Origin of the sequence: Psychroflexus gondwanensis ACAM 44 (assembly GCF_000355905.1) — a bacterium.
Lineage (GTDB): Bacteria > Bacteroidota > Bacteroidia > Flavobacteriales > Flavobacteriaceae > Psychroflexus > Psychroflexus gondwanensis.
The window spans coordinates 16922-34807 of record NZ_APLF01000010.1; the positions used below are offsets into that span (position 1 = coordinate 16922).

At 37.2% G+C, this 17886-nt stretch carries 14 protein-coding genes; 7 read left to right on the top strand and 7 right to left on the bottom strand.

Annotation, left to right across the window (positions count from 1 at the left end):
- Positions 1–172: 172 nt before the first annotated feature.
- On the bottom strand, positions 173–3631 hold the full coding sequence (locus PGOND44_RS10670; RefSeq protein WP_003441462.1) for a PAS domain S-box protein: 3459 nt from the start codon (positions 3629–3631) through the stop codon (positions 173–175).
- A 124-nt stretch (positions 3632–3755) separates the two neighbouring features.
- Between PGOND44_RS10670 and PGOND44_RS10675 the strand changes: the two genes are divergently transcribed.
- Together PGOND44_RS10675 and PGOND44_RS10680 are read left to right on the top strand one after the other, a co-directional pair.
- A complete protein-coding gene (locus PGOND44_RS10675) occupies positions 3756–4742 on the top strand; it encodes a DUF1028 domain-containing protein (RefSeq protein WP_003441464.1) in 987 nt (328 codons plus the stop codon).
- A gap of 12 nt (positions 4743–4754) precedes the next feature.
- Entirely contained in the window at positions 4755–5783 is a 1029-nt protein-coding gene (locus PGOND44_RS10680) for an isoaspartyl peptidase/L-asparaginase family protein (protein WP_003441467.1), read from the top strand.
- A 2-nt stretch (positions 5784–5785) separates the two neighbouring features.
- Here the strand turns inward: PGOND44_RS10680 and PGOND44_RS10685 are convergent, their stop codons facing one another.
- Positions 5786–7819, bottom strand: coding sequence for a thioredoxin domain-containing protein (locus PGOND44_RS10685; protein ID WP_003441470.1), 2034 nt, complete (start codon positions 7817–7819; stop codon positions 5786–5788).
- A gap of 172 nt (positions 7820–7991) precedes the next feature.
- Here PGOND44_RS10685 and PGOND44_RS10690 point away from each other — a divergent pair, with 172 nt between their 5' ends.
- On the top strand, positions 7992–8687 hold the full coding sequence (locus PGOND44_RS10690; RefSeq protein WP_003441472.1) for a CoA transferase subunit A: 696 nt from the start codon (positions 7992–7994) through the stop codon (positions 8685–8687).
- Positions 8688–8713: 26 nt separating this feature from the next.
- A complete protein-coding gene (locus PGOND44_RS10695; RefSeq protein WP_003441475.1) occupies positions 8714–9367 on the top strand; it encodes a 3-oxoacid CoA-transferase subunit B in 654 nt (217 codons plus the stop codon).
- Between the two features lie 76 nt (positions 9368–9443).
- On the opposite strand, the gene PGOND44_RS10700 is transcribed toward PGOND44_RS10695, so the two are convergent.
- The 5 genes from PGOND44_RS10700 to PGOND44_RS10720 all read right to left on the bottom strand — a co-directional run bounded on the left by PGOND44_RS10700 (position 9444) and on the right by PGOND44_RS10720 (position 15609).
- Entirely contained in the window at positions 9444–9719 is a 276-nt protein-coding gene (locus PGOND44_RS10700) for a F0F1 ATP synthase subunit epsilon (RefSeq protein WP_003441478.1), read from the bottom strand.
- 16 nt (positions 9720–9735) lie between these two features.
- Positions 9736–11244 (bottom strand): F0F1 ATP synthase subunit beta, encoded by a 1509-nt coding sequence (gene atpD / locus PGOND44_RS10705; protein ID WP_003441482.1) that lies wholly within the window; start codon positions 11242–11244, stop codon positions 9736–9738.
- A 119-nt stretch (positions 11245–11363) separates the two neighbouring features.
- The gene (gene glmS / locus PGOND44_RS10710; RefSeq protein WP_003441487.1) at positions 11364–13211 is read right to left on the bottom strand and encodes a glutamine--fructose-6-phosphate transaminase (isomerizing); all 1848 of its coding nucleotides are present in this window, start codon (positions 13209–13211) and stop codon (positions 11364–11366) included.
- Between the two features lie 9 nt (positions 13212–13220).
- Positions 13221–14804, bottom strand: a complete 1584-nt coding sequence (locus PGOND44_RS10715) for a DUF4270 domain-containing protein (protein ID WP_003441489.1) — start codon at positions 14802–14804, stop codon at positions 13221–13223.
- A complete protein-coding gene (locus tag PGOND44_RS10720; RefSeq protein ID WP_003441492.1) occupies positions 14788–15609 on the bottom strand; it encodes a glycogen/starch synthase in 822 nt (273 codons plus the stop codon). The genes PGOND44_RS10715 and PGOND44_RS10720 overlap by 17 nt, the downstream gene beginning before the upstream one ends.
- Before the next feature lie 109 nt (positions 15610–15718).
- Between PGOND44_RS10720 and panC the strand changes: the two genes are divergently transcribed.
- Genes panC through PGOND44_RS10735 form a run of 3 tightly spaced genes read left to right on the top strand, consistent with a single transcriptional unit; the run spans position 15719 to position 17884 of the window.
- Positions 15719–16561 (top strand): pantoate--beta-alanine ligase, encoded by an 843-nt coding sequence (gene panC, locus PGOND44_RS10725; RefSeq protein WP_040556060.1) that lies wholly within the window; start codon positions 15719–15721, stop codon positions 16559–16561.
- A gap of 7 nt (positions 16562–16568) precedes the next feature.
- On the top strand, positions 16569–16916 hold the full coding sequence (panD, locus tag PGOND44_RS10730) for an aspartate 1-decarboxylase (protein ID WP_003441499.1): 348 nt from the start codon (positions 16569–16571) through the stop codon (positions 16914–16916).
- Between the two features lie 5 nt (positions 16917–16921).
- Positions 16922–17884, top strand: coding sequence for a lysylphosphatidylglycerol synthase transmembrane domain-containing protein (locus tag PGOND44_RS10735; protein ID WP_003441502.1), 963 nt, complete (start codon positions 16922–16924; stop codon positions 17882–17884).
- The last annotated feature ends 2 nt before the right edge of the window (positions 17885–17886 follow it).

The following is a 17886-nucleotide window of genomic DNA, read 5'->3' on the forward strand; positions in this document are numbered from 1 at the left end:
TTTTAGGGAATCTTTTTGTTGAAATCCTCCCGTCATCAACTTTTAAATTGAAGTTAATTTCATTCGTCTAAATTAGGCATATTTTCTCAAAACAAAGCAATTAAAAGTGTTTTTACAGGAATCCTTTTTGAGGGAAATCCCACTCAAAAATTTTAGATGTGATTTTGGGTTTCTACTCTTTTATATTGGAGATATCTTGCAAGCTTCCAACCATTCTTAAGGCCTTTCCCCGATCATCTCTAATGATAGTTCCTCTATCCAAAACAGAAGTATAAGTCCCATCACTTTTCATAAGACGGTAGGATTCCTTCCAATGATCGGCAGTTGAATCTTTGAGAGAAGCTTCAAAAGAAATTTGAATCCTTTCTCTTTCTTCGGGATGGATTTTGTTTAACCACATTACTTCACTGTCTCTAAACTCTTTGGGATCATATCCAAAAAGTTTTTTAAGACCAAGACCCCAGGATAAAGAATTGTTTTGAATATCAAGATCCCAAACGGCATCTATAACGGTTTCTGAGAGAATTTCAAACTTTTCAATTTGTGTTCTTAGATCTTCAACAATCGCCTTCTTATCTGTTGTGTCTCTAAAATAGATTGAAAGTAGCTTCTTAGAAGGATAAGCACTCACCTCAAACCATTTTTTTAAATTTTCAAAATAGCTTTCAAAATGAATGCTTTCTTGTTTCTCCATAGATTCCCTATACTTTATATCGAGTGTATTTCCATTAAAGTCATCAAAAACCTCCCATAAATGTTTTCCTAGAATTTCTGATTTCTTTACAGATAAAATTTCCTCAGCACTTTTATTCCAATATTTAACAATCCATTGTTCATCAACCACAAAAAAACCATCGGTAATATTATCTAGAATCTGATTCTTTTCCTGAAGGAGTTTCTTCTCTTTCAATTCAGACTCCTTATAGCCTTGTATATTTTGTAAAGATCCAAACAACTTGACTAGAATGTTATTCTCAAATTCTTGTTCTACAACAATTCGAAACCAATTCTTTGTACCATCAGGAAGGGCAATCTGGGTGTCAAACTCCTCAATTTGTTTCGTTTCAATTTTTGAAGATCTTAGCTTAGCTAGGTCGTGATTCAAATTTAACAGTGAATTTAGTTCAGATATCCTACCAACAAAAGACTCTTTTTGACCAAGCATGAATTTTGCATTTTCACTTAAATACGTTTTATCATTTTCTAAATCAAGTTCCCAAGTTCCCGTTTTAGAGAGTATATTAGTTTTTTCGAGTAACTCCTCTAACTTAATTTTCTCTGTAATATCCCTTCCTACACAATAAACATCGTCACTTCCTTTTAAGCTAAACACCCTCCAAGAAACATATAACATAGTGTTATTTTGAGAATTTAAGCGTATATCGGTATAGTGATTTCCAGGCAGTTGGCTGGCAGCAAAAAGTGTTTCTTGAGCTTCGTTCCGATCTTCATTATGGATAAACTCTAGGAAGGGCGTCGACAAAAACTCATCTTTGCTGATGCCAAGAAAATCGGAAGCGTGTTTATTCACCTTCTTTAAATAGCCGTCTTTTCCAGTGATGCACATAAAATCTGGAGCATATTCAAAGAAGCTGGTCAATTCATTTTCAGCTTGTTTTCTAGAAATTTCATTGGCCAATTGTATAGAAAAATCATCAAAAATAGAACGAAGGCTTTCCTCTCGAGAATAAGTATGAGTAAAGCCTAGTAGCACTACTCCCAAAATAGAACCGTGAGACTGAATTGGAAAGGCATAACTCAATTTTATATTTGTGCCTTCCTCCAAATGTATATCATCTTCATGAATCGTGATGAGCGGTTCATTCGTTTTAATTATTTTCTCCACAACACTTTTGTAGAATATGCTAGTGCCGTGGCTTTCCAAATCGACAACTTTTCCTCCCCTAAGCTCTACAGATTTGGTTATTTTTTTGGAATAGGAATCGAAAAGCCAAATCTCATTCACATAAGACCCTAATTGATTTTCTATCTCTTGCAGGACCTTTACTAATAAGGTGTCTAAAGGTATATATTCCGCAAAAATTTTATGAGTCTGAGAGAGAAGCTGACGCTTTGTTATACTATTCTTCAGGTCATTAATATCTCTATTGATCACTACCCAGTGTGTATACCAGCCTTGATTATCCATGATGGGAGTGATGGATAGATTGTTCCAAAACTCTAGGTTTTGTTTTGTAAAATTTAAAAGGTCAATTTCTACTGGATCCCAATTTTTCAATTTTTTATTTAAATCTGTAAATGCTGCTTTGTTTTTATCGGTCACATAAAACTCGAGTGGGGTTTTACCGATGATGTCTGAGCTATCATAACCAAATAAGTCTTGGAAGCTAGAATTGGCATAAATAATCTCTGAGTCTAGAAAATTATCGTTGTGGACTTTGGCCATCAAAATGGAATCTTTTGCTCCTGCTACCAATTTTTCTAAAAGACCCAGATGGTCTTCTCGCTTTACCGCTTTAGTGATGTCTTGCAGAGCTCCAACAAGTCGAGTAGCTTCTCCTTCCTTATTTCTGATGATGATTACGTTCTCTCTTACATTGGCATAGGATCCATCCTTTTTCAAAAATCTATAGTCGAACGTCCATTTCTTTAAGTCTTTATCTTCTTTTGCTAGTTTTAAACTATTCAAAAAAGAGCGGACGTCATTAGGATGGATCTTAGACTCCCAGAAAGACTTTGAAACTATATTGCCCTCTTTTTTGTATCCAAAAAGTCGCTCATAGCCTTCCCCCCAGTACAATTTATCGCTTTTTAAATCACATTCCCATACAGCATCCGAGGTAGCTTGAGAAGCAAAATCGAACCTGCTTTTTGCTTGCTCTAGTTCTTCCCTAGCATAATAACTTTCAGTGACATCTGTCACTGTAGAAATCATAAGATTCTGATCATACAAAGGGATATTTTTAGCATCAATAATTTTTACCTGATTTGATTTTGTGGTGATCCTTAAATTTTGCCACTGCATTTTTTCAGGATTTCGAGAGGCGATATCACTTAAGATTCTTTCCGAAATCTCTTTCCTATAATTAACCTCTGGATATACTTTTTCAAAAAATTCTGATACATTTTGAAGCTCTTCAGCTTTCCTGCCATAGATGTTTTCAAACTTTTTGTTGATGTAAACCGTGGTATTATCGTCTATTTTATTGACAGCAATACCTAAGGGAAGAGATTCAAAAATTCTTTGAAAAAAAGCAGTATCTAAAGTTTTGTTGATATTATTGAAGCGAGATTTCTCCTTATAGCTTTGAGTGACCATAACAAAGAAATATGGTGTCTCTTTAATGCCAACGCGTTCACATTTGAAATTGAAATCCTTGTGATTGAAACTCAGTTGGAACTCTGCTATTGATGACGATTTAGGTTTTTTTGAAAGGGACTCTAATTGAGATGCAATGAATTTTGAAGATTTTTCGTCAATTCGCAGTGTTTCTTTTAAAAACGAAGCCAAACTTACTCTGGAATCTTTATGACTCAAGCAATCAAAAAATATTTTAAATTTTTGGCTACACCCCGCTGCTTCAAGGCCTTTTTTAGAACTTCTTACCAAAAATGCCGGAGATTCAAAATAATCCAGTATCTGCTTTAATTCAATAAACTCCTCGGACATATATTAATAGTATTGATTAAGTGTAAATTCTACAGCTATATACATATTAAATCAACAAAAAAATTGAAGATCTCAAATATAAAACTCGTTATTATTACATAAATTTAACGAAAAAATAATTACAATGGACTTAAGGTATCTTATAATATTCTGTGTTATAGCTTGTTGGAAGAGTTATGGTCAAAAGCCAGCCAATTCAGATAAGTTTGCTCATACATTCTCTATCATCGCTCAAGATCCTGTTACTGGCGATATGGCTGTAGGTGTGCAAAGCCATTGGTTTTCTGTAGGAACTGCTGTCCCTTGGGGAAAATCTGGAGTGGGAGTTGTTGCCACTCAATCTTTTGTGAATGAACGCTACGGACACGAAGGCTTGGAACTGATGCAAAAGGGACTCAATGCTAAGGAAGCTATGGAAAAACTCAAAAAAGAAGATGCCGGTGTTCACTATAGACAAGTCGCTATGCTTTCCAGAGACGGAACTATTGCCGCCTTTACAGGTGAAAAATGTGTTGAAGCCGCATTGCACCTTATTGGAGATCACTACAGCATCCAAGCCAATATGATGGAAGACAAAAACGTGGTTTATGCTATGAGACAGGCCTTTGAGGAAAATGATGATTTAGACCTAGCAGAACGTATCGTCGCTGCTATGGAGGCTGCTCAAAACAGTGGCGGAGATATTCGTGGGAAACAATCTTCTGCACTCATCCTTGTTGGCAAGGACCCCGCAGAACACCCCTGGTTAGACAAAAAGATAGATCTACGGGTAGATGATCACAAAACGCCCGTAGAAGAATTATCGCGTTTACTCAATAGCCATAGAGCCTATGAGTTTATGGCTAGTGGAGATGTTGCCATGGAGAATAAAGATGCCGAAGCTGCCCTGAAAGCTTACAATTCTGCCGAAAAGTTGCTTCCCAATAATGAGGAAATTAAATTTTGGAAGGCAGTTGCACTAGTGAATTCAAATCAAGTCAAGATGTCTATTCCTATTTTTGAACGTCTGTTCATGAATGATAAACGATGGCAACGCCTCTTAAAACGCTTACCAGAATCTGACTTAATAACAATAGAAAAATCAGCATTGGATTACTTATTAAACTTATAACCTTATAACCTTATGAAAAATTATCTTTTATTACTTGCCAGTATATTACTTATCGCTTGTCACGATAGCCCAAAGCTTAGTAAAGAAAAAAATGTCCCTAAACCCGCAAAATTCGGTATTGTTATTCATGGTGGCGCTGGTGTTATCAAAAAAGAATTTATGACAGACTCTTTGCAAAAAGCTTATGAGGACAAATTAAAAGAAGCTATAGAAGTGGGACATACCATCCTTTCTGAAGGAGGCACTGCTTTGGAAGCGGTCCAAAGAACCATTAATATCATGGAAGATTCTCCTCTGTTCAATTCTGGAAAAGGAGCAGTGTTGAATGCAGATGGTATTGCCGAACTAGATGCCTCGATAATGGATGGAAAAACCAGAAATGCAGGAGCTATTTCTGGTGTACAACATATCAAAAACCCTATTAACCTCGCTTTTAAAGTCATGGAAGAATCCGATCATGTGATGCTAAGTGCTGCAGGTGCTGAAGATTTTGCCAAGCTAAATGGACTAGAATTTGTAGAAAACTCATATTTTATAACAGACAATAGAAAAAAAGCACTGGAAGCTTCAAAAGCAAAAGAGCAAGGAGTCTCTAATGGAAATAAGTTTTTCTTGAGCAATGAAAAATTTGGGACTGTTGGCTGTGCTGCTTTAGACCAGGAAGGCAACTTAGCCGCAGGCACCTCTACTGGTGGAATGACCAACAAAAAATATGGAAGAATTGGAGACTCGCCTATCATTGGCGCTGGTACTTATGCCAATAATAAAACCTGTGCAATTTCTGCAACGGGTCATGGCGAATACTTTATTAGAGGGGTGGTTGCTTACGATATTTCTGCACTTATGGAATACCAAGGCATCAGTCTAGAGCAAGCAGCAAAACGAGTGATCCAAAAGAAACTTACCGATATGGGGGGAACAGGCGGCATCATAGGTATTGATAATGAAGGAAAAATGGTCATGGAATTCAATACTCCAGGAATGTTTAGAGCGTCTAAAACCATGAAAGGTGAAACCATTATTAAAATGTACGAGGACTAACCTTAACCTTTGATTTCTAGTTGTTCCTTGGCAACATCAACATCTATTGTAGGCTGCTGACACGTTTTGTGTTCACAGACATATATTTTAGTTTCTGAAAGTTCTCGAGGTAATTTTCCTTTTAAAAGTGCCAAGTTTTCTTCATGTCCGCCCAAGAAAATAGAATTTTGACAGAAGCTATGCTGAAGTTCCAATGCTTTTTGCTTAGCCTCTTTCCCCATGATAGCCACTTCATAGAAGGGATGTGAAAACCACCCGGACAGGATTTGCCAATTGGCATAGTAAGGCCCCGATTTATGAAGTTTTGATCTGACTTGGTTCCACATTTTCTCTGATGCTTTGGTATAAATTGAGTCGTCAAAAAAGTGCCCCATCAAAAACAAAGATTTAGCTAAAGACGAGTTGGAGGCAGGAATCACATTATCATTAATTTCAAAGGTTTTTGAAATAAGCTGCTCTCCTTTGGTCGATGAGTAATAAAATAGTCCTGTTGAAGAGTCCAAGAAGTCTTCTAGACAAATGTTCACCAAATCTTTAGCTGTGTTTAAATAAAGTATATTAAAACTCACTTGGTATACCTTAATAAGCGCCTCCACCAAAAAAGCATAGTCATCCAAAAAACCATATATAAACTTAGAGTCTGAACTTTTGGTTCGTAGTAATTTTCCATTTTCAGTCATCATAGACGCTAATAAAAACTGGGCATTCTTTTCTGCTAAGTCTAAGTATTCTGGTTCTTTCAAGGCTGTATACGCATCCACCAATCCCGTAATCATCATCGCATTCCACGAGGTGATAATTTTATGATCTAGCGGAGGATGGGGCCTTTCCCATCGAATCTGATATAATTTGTGCTTCAGTTGATTGAGATCACTTTGGAATTTTTCAGGATTTAAATTTTTAGCTTTTGCATAAGAGTCTGGTGTTTGTTGACTAAACAAAATATTCCTGGGCGATTCCCAGTTACCTCGCTCAGTTACATTATAAAAGCTTTGAGCTAGGTTTAATTCTTCTTCGGTTAACACCTCAGAAAGTTCTTTATAAGACCACACGTAATACTTTCCTTCTTCCCCTTCACTATCGGCATCTAGAGAAGCATAAAACCCATAATCCTTGCTCATGAGCTCTTTGCTCACGAAATCAATAGTGTCTGTAATCACTTGTTTGTATATGGGCTTGGGCGCCAACTTTTGGGTGTTCGCGTACAAACTAATCGACAAAGCATTATCGTAAAGCATTTTTTCAAAATGTGGCGAAAACCAATCAGCATCCACAGAATATCTTGAGAATCCACCGCCAATTTGATCATAAATACCTCCCAGAGCCATTTCATCTAATGTTTTCGTTACCATCTCTAGAACCGAATGCTCTTTGGTAAAATCATAGTATTGAAGTAAAAACTGCCAAGAGTTGGCCATTGGAAATTTAGGCGCCCCCTTAAAACCTCCGCGATCTCCATCTACTATTTTTTGCCAGTTCACCATTAGGTCTTGGTATTCTGATTTGGAAAATTGAATGTCTCCTTCCTCTGCTGGACTCAATTCTTGAGCCAACTGTATACCGTCTGTTAACTTTTCTGCAGTGTCCAGAAGAGACTTATAATCTCGAGAATAGGCTTTAGCGATGTTTGACAACACTTTTTTCCAGTTTTCTTTAGGAAAATAAGTGGCTGCATAAAAAGGTCTACCGTCTGGTAAGGCAAAGGCATTGAGCGGCCAGCCTCCACGACCTGTTAGCATTTGAGCCGCCTCCATATAAATATGATCAATATCTGGGCGCTCTTCCCTATCAATTTTAATACAAATGAAGTGGGTATTCATGAGCTCGGCTACTCCAGTATCCTCAAAAGATTCATGAGCCATAACGTGACACCAATGGCAAGCGGCATAGCCTACACTAATCAAAATAGGCTTGTTTTCCTGCTGCGCACGCTCCAAAACTTCAGGACTCCATTCCTCCCAATTCACAGGATTCTCTGCATGTTGCAATAAATAGGGACTTGAAGCAAATTGAAGATCATTTTTGAATCCAGACATAAGGTAAGTTTTTTATCAAAATTACATTTTATTACTGCCTTCAAAATCTAAAACCATCTTAAAACTGATAATTTTAAAACTTAACCTGATTGAGTTAAGTTCACTCAACGAAGCCCTATAAAATTGGAAAGCGTTTTAAAATTCTGTATTTTCAACCTAAATTAATAAACTCATGATCAATAAAACTGTAAATAATGTTACCGAAGCTTTAGAGGGCATTCACGATGGAATGACCTTTATGCTTGGAGGCTTCGGCCTTAGCGGTATTCCCGAAAATTGTATTCAAGAACTTGTGAAACGCAATGTGAAAGACGTGACTTGCATCTCAAACAATGCCGGTGTTGACGATTTTGGACTAGGCTTGCTTCTGAAGAAAAAACAAATCAAAAAAATGATCTCTTCCTATGTAGGAGAAAACGCTGAATTTGAGAGACAAATGCTCAGCGGAGAATTGGAAGTAGATTTAATTCCACAAGGCACTTTAGCCGAACGATGTAGAGCTGCGCAAAATGGTATTCCTGCCTTTTATACCCCTGCCGGTTATGGTACCGAAGTCGCCGAAGGAAAGGAAGTTAGAGATTTTGATGGAAAACCGCATATCATGGAAGAGGCTTTCAAGGCTGACTTTGCATTTGTAAAAGCATGGAAAGGAGATGAAGCTGGAAATCTTATTTTTAAAGGTACCGCTAGAAACTTCAATCCATTAATGTGTGGAGCAGCCAAAGTTACTGTGGTGGAAGTCGAACAACTTGTAAAACCAGGAGAACTCGATCCTAATTTCATCCATATCCCAGGTATTTTTGTTCAGCGCATTTTTCAAGGAGAGAAGTACGAAAAGCGAATTGAACAGAGAACCACACAATCTTAAAAATCAACTTTTGAAACCAAAGACTTATGTTAGATAAAAATGGAATTGCAAAACGGATTGCCCAAGAAGTCCAAGATGGCTTTTACGTAAATCTGGGCATTGGTATACCTACTCTCGTAGCCAATTATGTGAGAGACGACATTGAATTAGAATTCCAAAGCGAAAATGGAATTTTGGGAATGGGGCCTTTCCCGAGGGAAGAAGATGTAGATGCAGACCTCATTAACGCCGGAAAACAAACGATTACTGCATTACCCAGCGCTAGTTTTTTCGACTCAGCTCTCAGCTTTGGCATGATTCGCGGTCAACACGTTGACTTAACCATTTTAGGGGCGATGGAAGTCGCTCAAAATGGAAATATCGCCAATTGGAAAATCCCAGGTAAGATGGTGAAAGGAATGGGCGGCGCTATGGATCTTGTAGGCTCTGCAAAAAACATAATTGTAGCGATGATGCACACCAATAAAGCTGGAGACTCTAAGCTTTTAAAGACCTGTTCTTTACCGTTAACGGGAGTTGAATGCGTTACTAAAATAGTAACCAATTTGGCCGTCCTCGATATTGTAGATAAAAAATTCAGACTTTTGGAAAGAGCTCCAGGAGTAAGTGTAGAAGCTATTCAACAAGCAACCGAAGGAGATTTAATCGTAGAAGGAGACATTCCTGAAATGAAATTATAAGCCTTATACTTCATAAAAACTAAAAAGCGCTAACCTTAAGATTAGCGCTTTTATTTTTTTATGAAACCGAGGTTAATTAGTCTATAAGAATAACAACTTTATTATCGTTCAATTCAATAACACCTCCAGAAATATCAAAACACATTTTTGAATCTTCTTGATAAAACTTATCTTTTGAACCCTTAGGTAAGTTTACAGAAGAGTCTAGCTTGATAGATCCACTCTTTAAGACGGACACCACGGGAGCGTGATTGTCCAACATCTGGAACTCTCCATTAATTCCTGGAACGCTGACGGATTTTACCTCATCGCTTAGAATTATTTGCTCTGGACTTACTATTTCTAAATGCATGTGTTTAAGTTTCAGACTAGTTTTCGTTCAACATTTTCTCACCTGCTTCAATCGCCTCTTCAATAGAGCCTTTCAAGTTGAAAGCAGCTTCTGGAATATGATCTAATTCACCATCCATAATCATATTGAATCCTTTAATGGTCTCTTTAATATCTACCAACACTCCTTTAAGACCAGTAAATTGCTCAGCAACGTGGAAAGGCTGTGAAAGGAATCGTTGTACACGACGTGCTCTAGACACAGAAAGTTTATCTTCTTCAGATAATTCTTCCATACCTAAAATGGCGATAATATCTTGTAATTCTTTATATTTTTGTAATAGTTCCTTAACTCGTTGTGCACAGTCGTAATGGTCATCTCCAAGAATTTCTCTGGTTAAAATTCTAGAGGTAGAATCCAATGGATCTACTGCTGGATAAATACCAAGTTCTGCAATTTTTCTAGACAATACTGTAGTAGCGTCCAAGTGAGAGAATGTTGTTGCTGGAGCTGGATCGGTTAAATCATCTGCAGGAACATAAACCGCTTGTACGGAAGTAATAGATCCTTTTTTGGTCGATGTAATTCGCTCTTGCATAGCTCCCATCTCTGTCGCTAAGGTTGGTTGGTAACCAACGGCAGAAGGCATACGTCCAAGCAATGCAGATACTTCTGAACCTGCTTGAGTAAACCTAAAGATATTATCCACGAAGAAAAGAACGTCTTTTCCCTGTGCCTCCCCTGCACCATCACGGAAATATTCTGCGATCGTTAAGCCCGATAAAGCCACACGAGCACGAGCTCCAGGAGGTTCGTTCATTTGTCCAAAAACGAAAGTCGCTTTTGATTCTTTCATTCCAGCTTTGTCCACTTTTTCCAAGTCCCATCCGCCTTCTTCCATAGAATGCATAAAATCATCTCCGTATTTGATAATACCAGATTCAAGCATCTCTCTCAACAGATCATTTCCTTCTCTTGTTCGTTCTCCAACGCCAGCAAATACAGAAAGACCACCGTGACCTTTAGCGATGTTATTAATCAATTCTTGAATAAGAACGGTTTTACCAACACCAGCACCACCAAACAATCCAATCTTACCCCCTTTTGAGTAAGGTTCAATCAAATCGATAACTTTAATCCCGGTTAAAAGCACTTCTGTAGAGACCGCTAAGTCCTCAAACTTAGGCGCATCTCTATGGATAGACATTCCATCTTTTCCAGTTTTTGGAAGATCTCCTAATCCATCAATAGCATCTCCTGTGACATTAAACAAACGGCCATAGATATCTTTACCTATTGGCATTTGTATGGGATATCCCGTACTCAAGACTTCTACTCCACGGCTTAATCCATCTGCAGAATCCATCGCAATGGTTCTCACAGTGTTTTCACCAATATGAGATTGAACTTCAAGAATTAAGTCAGATTTGTTTTCACGTTTAACCTCCAATGAATCATAGATTCTTGGCAAGTCTTTAGTGTTTTCGAATTCTACATCGATAACCGGACCTATAATTTTATTGATTTTACCTTTAACTTTAGACATTATCTAAGGATTTTATTTGATGGCTTTTCTAAAAAAGCCGTATTTAAAATTTTTGCAAATATATATTATTTAAATAAATCTTTTATAACAAAGACCTATTTTATAAAAAATGATTGATTCTATTCTACGGTTACAGATTTCGCAAGATTCCTGGGTTGATCGACGTTCTTACCGAGCATAACTGCAATATGGTAGGAGAAAAGTTGCAAAGGAATAGTCGTTAGCAAGGGAGTAAGAGCTTCAAAAGTTTCAGGAACCTCTATGACGTGGTCTGCGATGTTCTTCACAGACGTATCCCCTTCAGTGACAACCGCTATAATTTTACCCTTTCGAGATTTAATTTCTTGGATATTACTCACTACCTTTTCGTAATGCCCTTTTTTAGTAGCAATAACAACTACAGGCATATGTTCATCTATAAGAGCGATTGGGCCATGTTTCATCTCTGCAGCTGGGTAACCTTCTGCATGGATGTATGAAATTTCTTTAAGCTTAAGTGCCCCTTCAAGCGCAACAGGGAAATTATAACCTCTACCAAGGTATAGGCAATTTTTAGCATTTTTATAAACAGCGGCAACTTTCATAATATGATCGTTGGACTGTAAAGCTTTCTCTATTTTTGAAGGTATTTGCTCCATTTCATTCAAATACATGTGATAATCTGAATTGGAAATCGACCCTTTAGCTTTTCCTAGTTTTAGTGCCATTAAACTCAAAATAGTAATTTGAGTGGTAAAGGCTTTTGTCGAGGCTACACCTATTTCTGGGCCCGCATGGGTATAAGCACCTGCATGGGTTTCCCTAGATATTGAAGACCCTACAACATTACAAACTCCAAAAACAAAAGCTCCGTTCTCTTTGGCTAGCTTGATAGCCGCCATCGTATCTGCGGTTTCACCACTTTGAGAAATTGCAATCACGACATCGTCTTTGTTGATCACAGGATTACGATACCTAAATTCTGAGGCATATTCAACTTCGACTGGGATTCTAGCCAAGTCTTCAAAAATATATTCGGAGACCAAGCCAGCATGCCAAGAGGTTCCGCAAGCCACGACTATAATTCGCTTAGCGTTTAAAAATTTTTCTAAGTTATCATCAACACCAGCCATCCTTATGATTCCACGGTCTGCAAGCATTCTACCTCTGTAGGTGTCTTTTATGGCGCTAGGCTGCTCATAAATTTCTTTCAGCATGAAATGTTCATACCCTGCTTTCTCTATTTGATCAAGGTTCAATTGAAGCTTTTGAACATAAGGGTCTACTAAAGAATCATCCTTAATTTTTCTAACTTTAATCTTCTTCCCTAATCTCACAACAGCCATTTCGCCATCTTCAAGATAAATGGCCTTTTTGGTATATTCAATAAAAGGGGAAGCGTCGGAAGCTATATAATATTCGTCGTCACCTACACCAATAGCTAAAGGGCTACCAAGTCTAGCCACGACAATCTCATTGGGTTTGGTTCTGTCAAAAACAGCTATGGCATAAGCGCCTATGGTTTGGTTAAGGGCAATTTGTACTGCTTTACCGAGCTTTACTTTCTCATTGATCATGATATCTTCTATCAAATTGACCAACACTTCAGTATCTGTGTCTGATGAAAATATATATCCTCTGTTTTGTAATTCTGTTTTTAGAGATTCATAATTTTCAATAATTCCATTATGAATAATCGCCAGTTTACCTGAATTAGAACAATGAGGATGTGAGTTCACATCATTAGGCTCCCCGTGGGTAGCCCAACGGGTATGACCTATTCCAACGGTTCCTTTAAGCGCAATTTCAGATTCACATTTATGCTGTAAATCTGCTACTTTGCCTTTTGTTTTACAAATATTAAGGTCGTTTCCATCGTAAATAGCTATGCCGGCGCTGTCGTATCCTCTATATTCAAGACGCTTTAAGCCTTTTAAAATAATGGGATAAGCTTGCTCTTTTCCTATATATCCTACAATTCCGCACATAATATTGTATTAGTTAGTTTCTGTATAAAATATGTTCAACTTGAGTTTTTTAGCTTCTACAGCAGATCGGTTACCGTGAATTACAATACCCCTTGGAGTCTCTACCATGCTTCTTGGAACAAACTCAAAAGCCTCTGATTGAGAATTCCTAGTGTTAACCAAACTGGTTTGATTCACGTTGGAAGAAACATAAAGACCTAGTCGCACATTAGTTGAATCGTTATTTAAAATATTGCTGATGTAAGATGTTAATCTTATTTTATAAAAAGGCTCACCGTTTTCATCTAACCTTAAAGGACCTAGATGAACTTGTCTTGATAAATTAGGATTATCAGCAGCTGTAGGATCTCTTCTATAATCTTCAAGAACTCTTTGATCGTCTAAATTTGTCAAGAAAACTCTATTAATCCTATTTTTATTAGATGGCGCTACCTCTTCATTTAAATAAAGATTCAAGTTGGCCTCATTAATCAACCAGTTGTTTTCTCTTAATTGATCTAACTCATCAGACACGCCATTTCCATCTGTATCTGGCCCTGTAAAAAGTTCTATCACTGCAGAAGAGCCTTCTCCTCCTTTCAAATAAATATTTTCTTCTCCTTCTTCTATATTCTGGTTAGATAAATCTACATTGAAATTATTATCGTATAAATTCAACTTATTTCCACCAAAATTCAAAGCGTATTGACTATAAAGGGTGTCAGTTGTAGTCGTTCCATCCTCTTCCTCAACCTGAGTTTCATTGTTATAATAAATTGTAATATTCGCATCCGCATTCGCAAGATTGAACATTGACATGGAATACACTGGCTGTTGTTGCTCCGCTTCAATTAAAAACCCTCTCAAATAGTTTCTGAATGCATTATTACTAACTAAAAATTGAGAATTTTCAGGAGCGAGTATTTTTTCTTGAAAATACTGAGTTGGCATTTTAATACGAATTCTAGGTGAAAGATTTAAAGTATCTATAAGGTCTGTGGTAGTTTGCTCAAAAAGAATAACGCTGTTTGTTAAATCTGTTGGCTTTATCACGTCTGAAGTCACCAAAGGCGTATTTTCTATATTTGGGCTGAATTCATCCCCTTGATCTGAGTAGTAAATTTGATTCTCTTCAAACTCTCCATTTTCACCAGGATCTAAGTCTCTAAGAAACTGATTGGACTCGTAAATATTAATTTTGAAACTCCCCTCTCCGTAAATAGAATCCAATTCATAAACCCCAGATTCTATCTCTCTACTAAAAAAAGGAAGAGTAAATACTACTGAATCTATTATAGGATTTTCTCCAAAATCAGGTCTCGTTTGTGATAAACTGACTTGGGTAAGGATTTTAGTTTCGGAGATACCAAATACCGGATCTACGTATCCTCCTAAAAAGTAATTATTAAATCCATTGGTTTGTACCGAAGTATATTTCTCGCTGTAAGCCACTATATTGTCTAATTCGTAAGGTGGAGGAACTTCTAAACTATTAATAAAGTCTGTACCGACTTCTGAATATTCATTCTCACAGGACAATAACAACACTAAAGCAAAAACTGAGGCTAAACTTCTTAAGGCAACTTTATACATAGAATTAATCTTCTTCTTCATTTAAAATATCTTTCAAGTAGTAGGTTTGATAAGCATTTGCCATTTCTTCTCGTTTTGTGTAAGGCAAAGTAGGAAGATCTAGCTTTTCGATATAGGCCTTCAGGTCTTCAGAGATTTCCTCGCTCCCAATCACCAAACCATCAGAATTGTCTATCGCAACTTTCAGTATATTGCTGTAAGTTGGATTATCCAAATGAGCAATAGCATCATCTTCAATTCCATCAAACAAAACTTTCTTTTTCATATCTTCATCTAACGCACCATCAAAACTTTGATTGTATATAGACGTCACAATTTTAGATTCAGAAAATAAAGGCTCATTTCCATAATAATGTCTCAAATACATGGGAAGTAAAGAAGACATCCAACCATGAACGTGGATAATATCTGGAGACCAGTTCAATTTCTTCACGGTTTCTATGACCCCTTTTGCAAAGAAAATGGCGCGCTCATCGTTATCTTCAAATAACACACCATCTTCATCAGAAAACGTAGCTTTCCTCTTGAAGTAGTCTTCATTATCGATAAAATAAACTTGCATTCTTTCTTTTGGGATGGAAGCCACTTTTATGATCAGGGGCATATCCAAATCATTGATTACCAAATTCATTCCAGACAAGCGGATGACCTCATGAAGTTGATGCCTCCTCTCATTGATATTACCAAACCTTGGCATAAAAATACGCGTTTGACCACCAGCGGCGTTTATCAGTTTTGGAGCTTCAAAAGCAGTTGAAGAAATATCATTTTCTGGCAAATAAGGTACAACCTCGGATGAAACGTATAAAATGCGTTTATCTTTCATAAAATATTTACATTACGGATTAATGTCAAAAAGATTGCAAATTTACAAAAATTTATGCGGTTTCCCGTTAAAATATTAATATTGCAGATCCAAAACAGATACACTACTTGTGGTAATAAAATCGAAAGAATTCCTTCATAAAACTTTGGAGATCAATAAAAACAAAGGAGAGACTATTGGGCTAGTACCCACAATGGGGGCTCTTCACGACGGGCACCTAGCCCTCATAAGCTTCGCCTATAAATTTTGTGATGTCGTTGTCGTTAGTATTTTTGTAAATCCAACGCAGTTCAATAATGCCTCAGATTTGGAAAAATACCCTAGACATATAGAAAAAGATGCTGCTTTTTTAAAAAAACACAACTCTAAAACTCTAGTTTTCACTCCAAATGTTGAAGAGGTGTATGCAGATGGCCTTAAATCTGAGTCCTATAACTTTGGCAGTATAGTAGACTTCATGGAAGGCGAGTTTAGAGCTGGTCATTTTGATGGGGTTGGTAGTGTTTTAAAAAGGTTATTCACTATTGTTGATCCAGACAAAGCCTTTTTTGGCGAAAAAGATTATCAACAGCTCATGGCAGTCAAAAAGCTAGTAACCATCACCGGTCAGAAGGTCGAAATCATAGGATGTCCAACCAACAGAAATGAATTTGGTCTCGCACAAAGTTCTCGAAACTTCAGGCTTAACGACACTCAGCTCAAACAGGCTGAATTGATTTTTGAAGCATTAACTCAGGCCAGAAGTATGTTCGATGATTACAGTATTCTAGACATTGAAAAAGAAGTCAAGAAGAGATTTCAACAAAGCGCACTGGAGCTGGAGTACTTTTCGATTGTAAAAACGAAAGACCTTATCCCAACAACAACCAAAGAACCAAAAGAAGCCTACAGAGGATTTATAGCCGCATTCCTTGGCGACGTAAGACTAATAGATAATATGGCTCTCAACTAATTTTAATATGCAAATACACCTCGTTAAATCTAAAATCCACCGAGTGACTGTCACTGGTGCAGACCTCAATTATATTGGAAGTATTACTATAGATGAAGATCTTATGGATGCTGCCAACCTAGTGGAAGGAGAAAAAATACAAGTCGTTAACAATTCTAATGGCGAACGACTTGAAACTTATGCAATACCTGGGGAAAGAGGAAGTGGTGAAATCACTTTAAATGGTGCTGCTGCTCGAAAAGTATCGCCTGGAGATATTCTTATCTTGATGGCTTATGCCATGATGACTCCAGAAGAAGCGAAAACATTTCAACCTAAGTTGGTTTTCCCTAATGAGAAAAATCTATTGAAATAACCATTATGAAAAAAGCCATCAAAAAATGGGTGAGAACAGTTGGCCCAATGGCATTAGGCCTGTTTTTTATATGGTTTTCCTTGTCCAAATTCACCTCGGAAGAGCTCGGTCAATTGTGGTTTAACATTAAAAATGTAGACATCACCTGGGTTGCTTTTTCCTTAGTCATGGGTATTGCTTCTCATTTGTCTAGGGCATATCGCTGGAGATTTTTACTGGAACCTGTTCAAATCTTTCCAAAGTTCTACAATTGTTTCCTGTCCTTGATGCTAGGGTATTTGGCGAATTTGGGCATCCCCAGATCTGGTGAAGTTTTAAGAGGTGCTACTTTAGCCTCTTATGAAGAGGTCAAGTTCGAAAAAACCTTCGGGACTATCATTACCGAAAGGCTGGTGGATCTCATAATGCTGCTTTCTATTGTGGGAATAGCCTCCCTCTCACAAAGCGATAAAATTTTTAGTTTTTTTAAAAGTCAAAATATCAATCCTTTTTTTGGAGGAATCATCATTGTTTCCATGATTTTAATGCTAATCATCGGCTTTAGAATTATAAAAAATAGCAAAAATACCTTGGTCCAAAAGCTCAAAAGTTTCATTGAAGAACTCTTTAAAGGAATGAAAAGTGTCTTTTCAATGAAGAAAAAAAAGCAGTTTTTACTACATACGTTTTTTATTTGGGGACTTTATGTCGGTATGTTTTACGTCTTAAAATTTGCTTTTCCAGATACACAGGACTTAGGAATACAGGCCACTTTGGTCGCTTTCATCTTTGGAGCCTTTGCAATGTCTATCACCAATGGTGGTATAGGCTTGTATCCTATCGCCATAGGTATAGCATTCAACGCTTTTGGTGTTTCCAACGCCACAGGAGAAGCCTTTGGATGGGTGATGTGGGGAACACAAACTGCCCTAGTCATTGTCTTAGGAGGGCTTTCCTTTATAATTTTGCCCCTATTAAATAGACGATAATT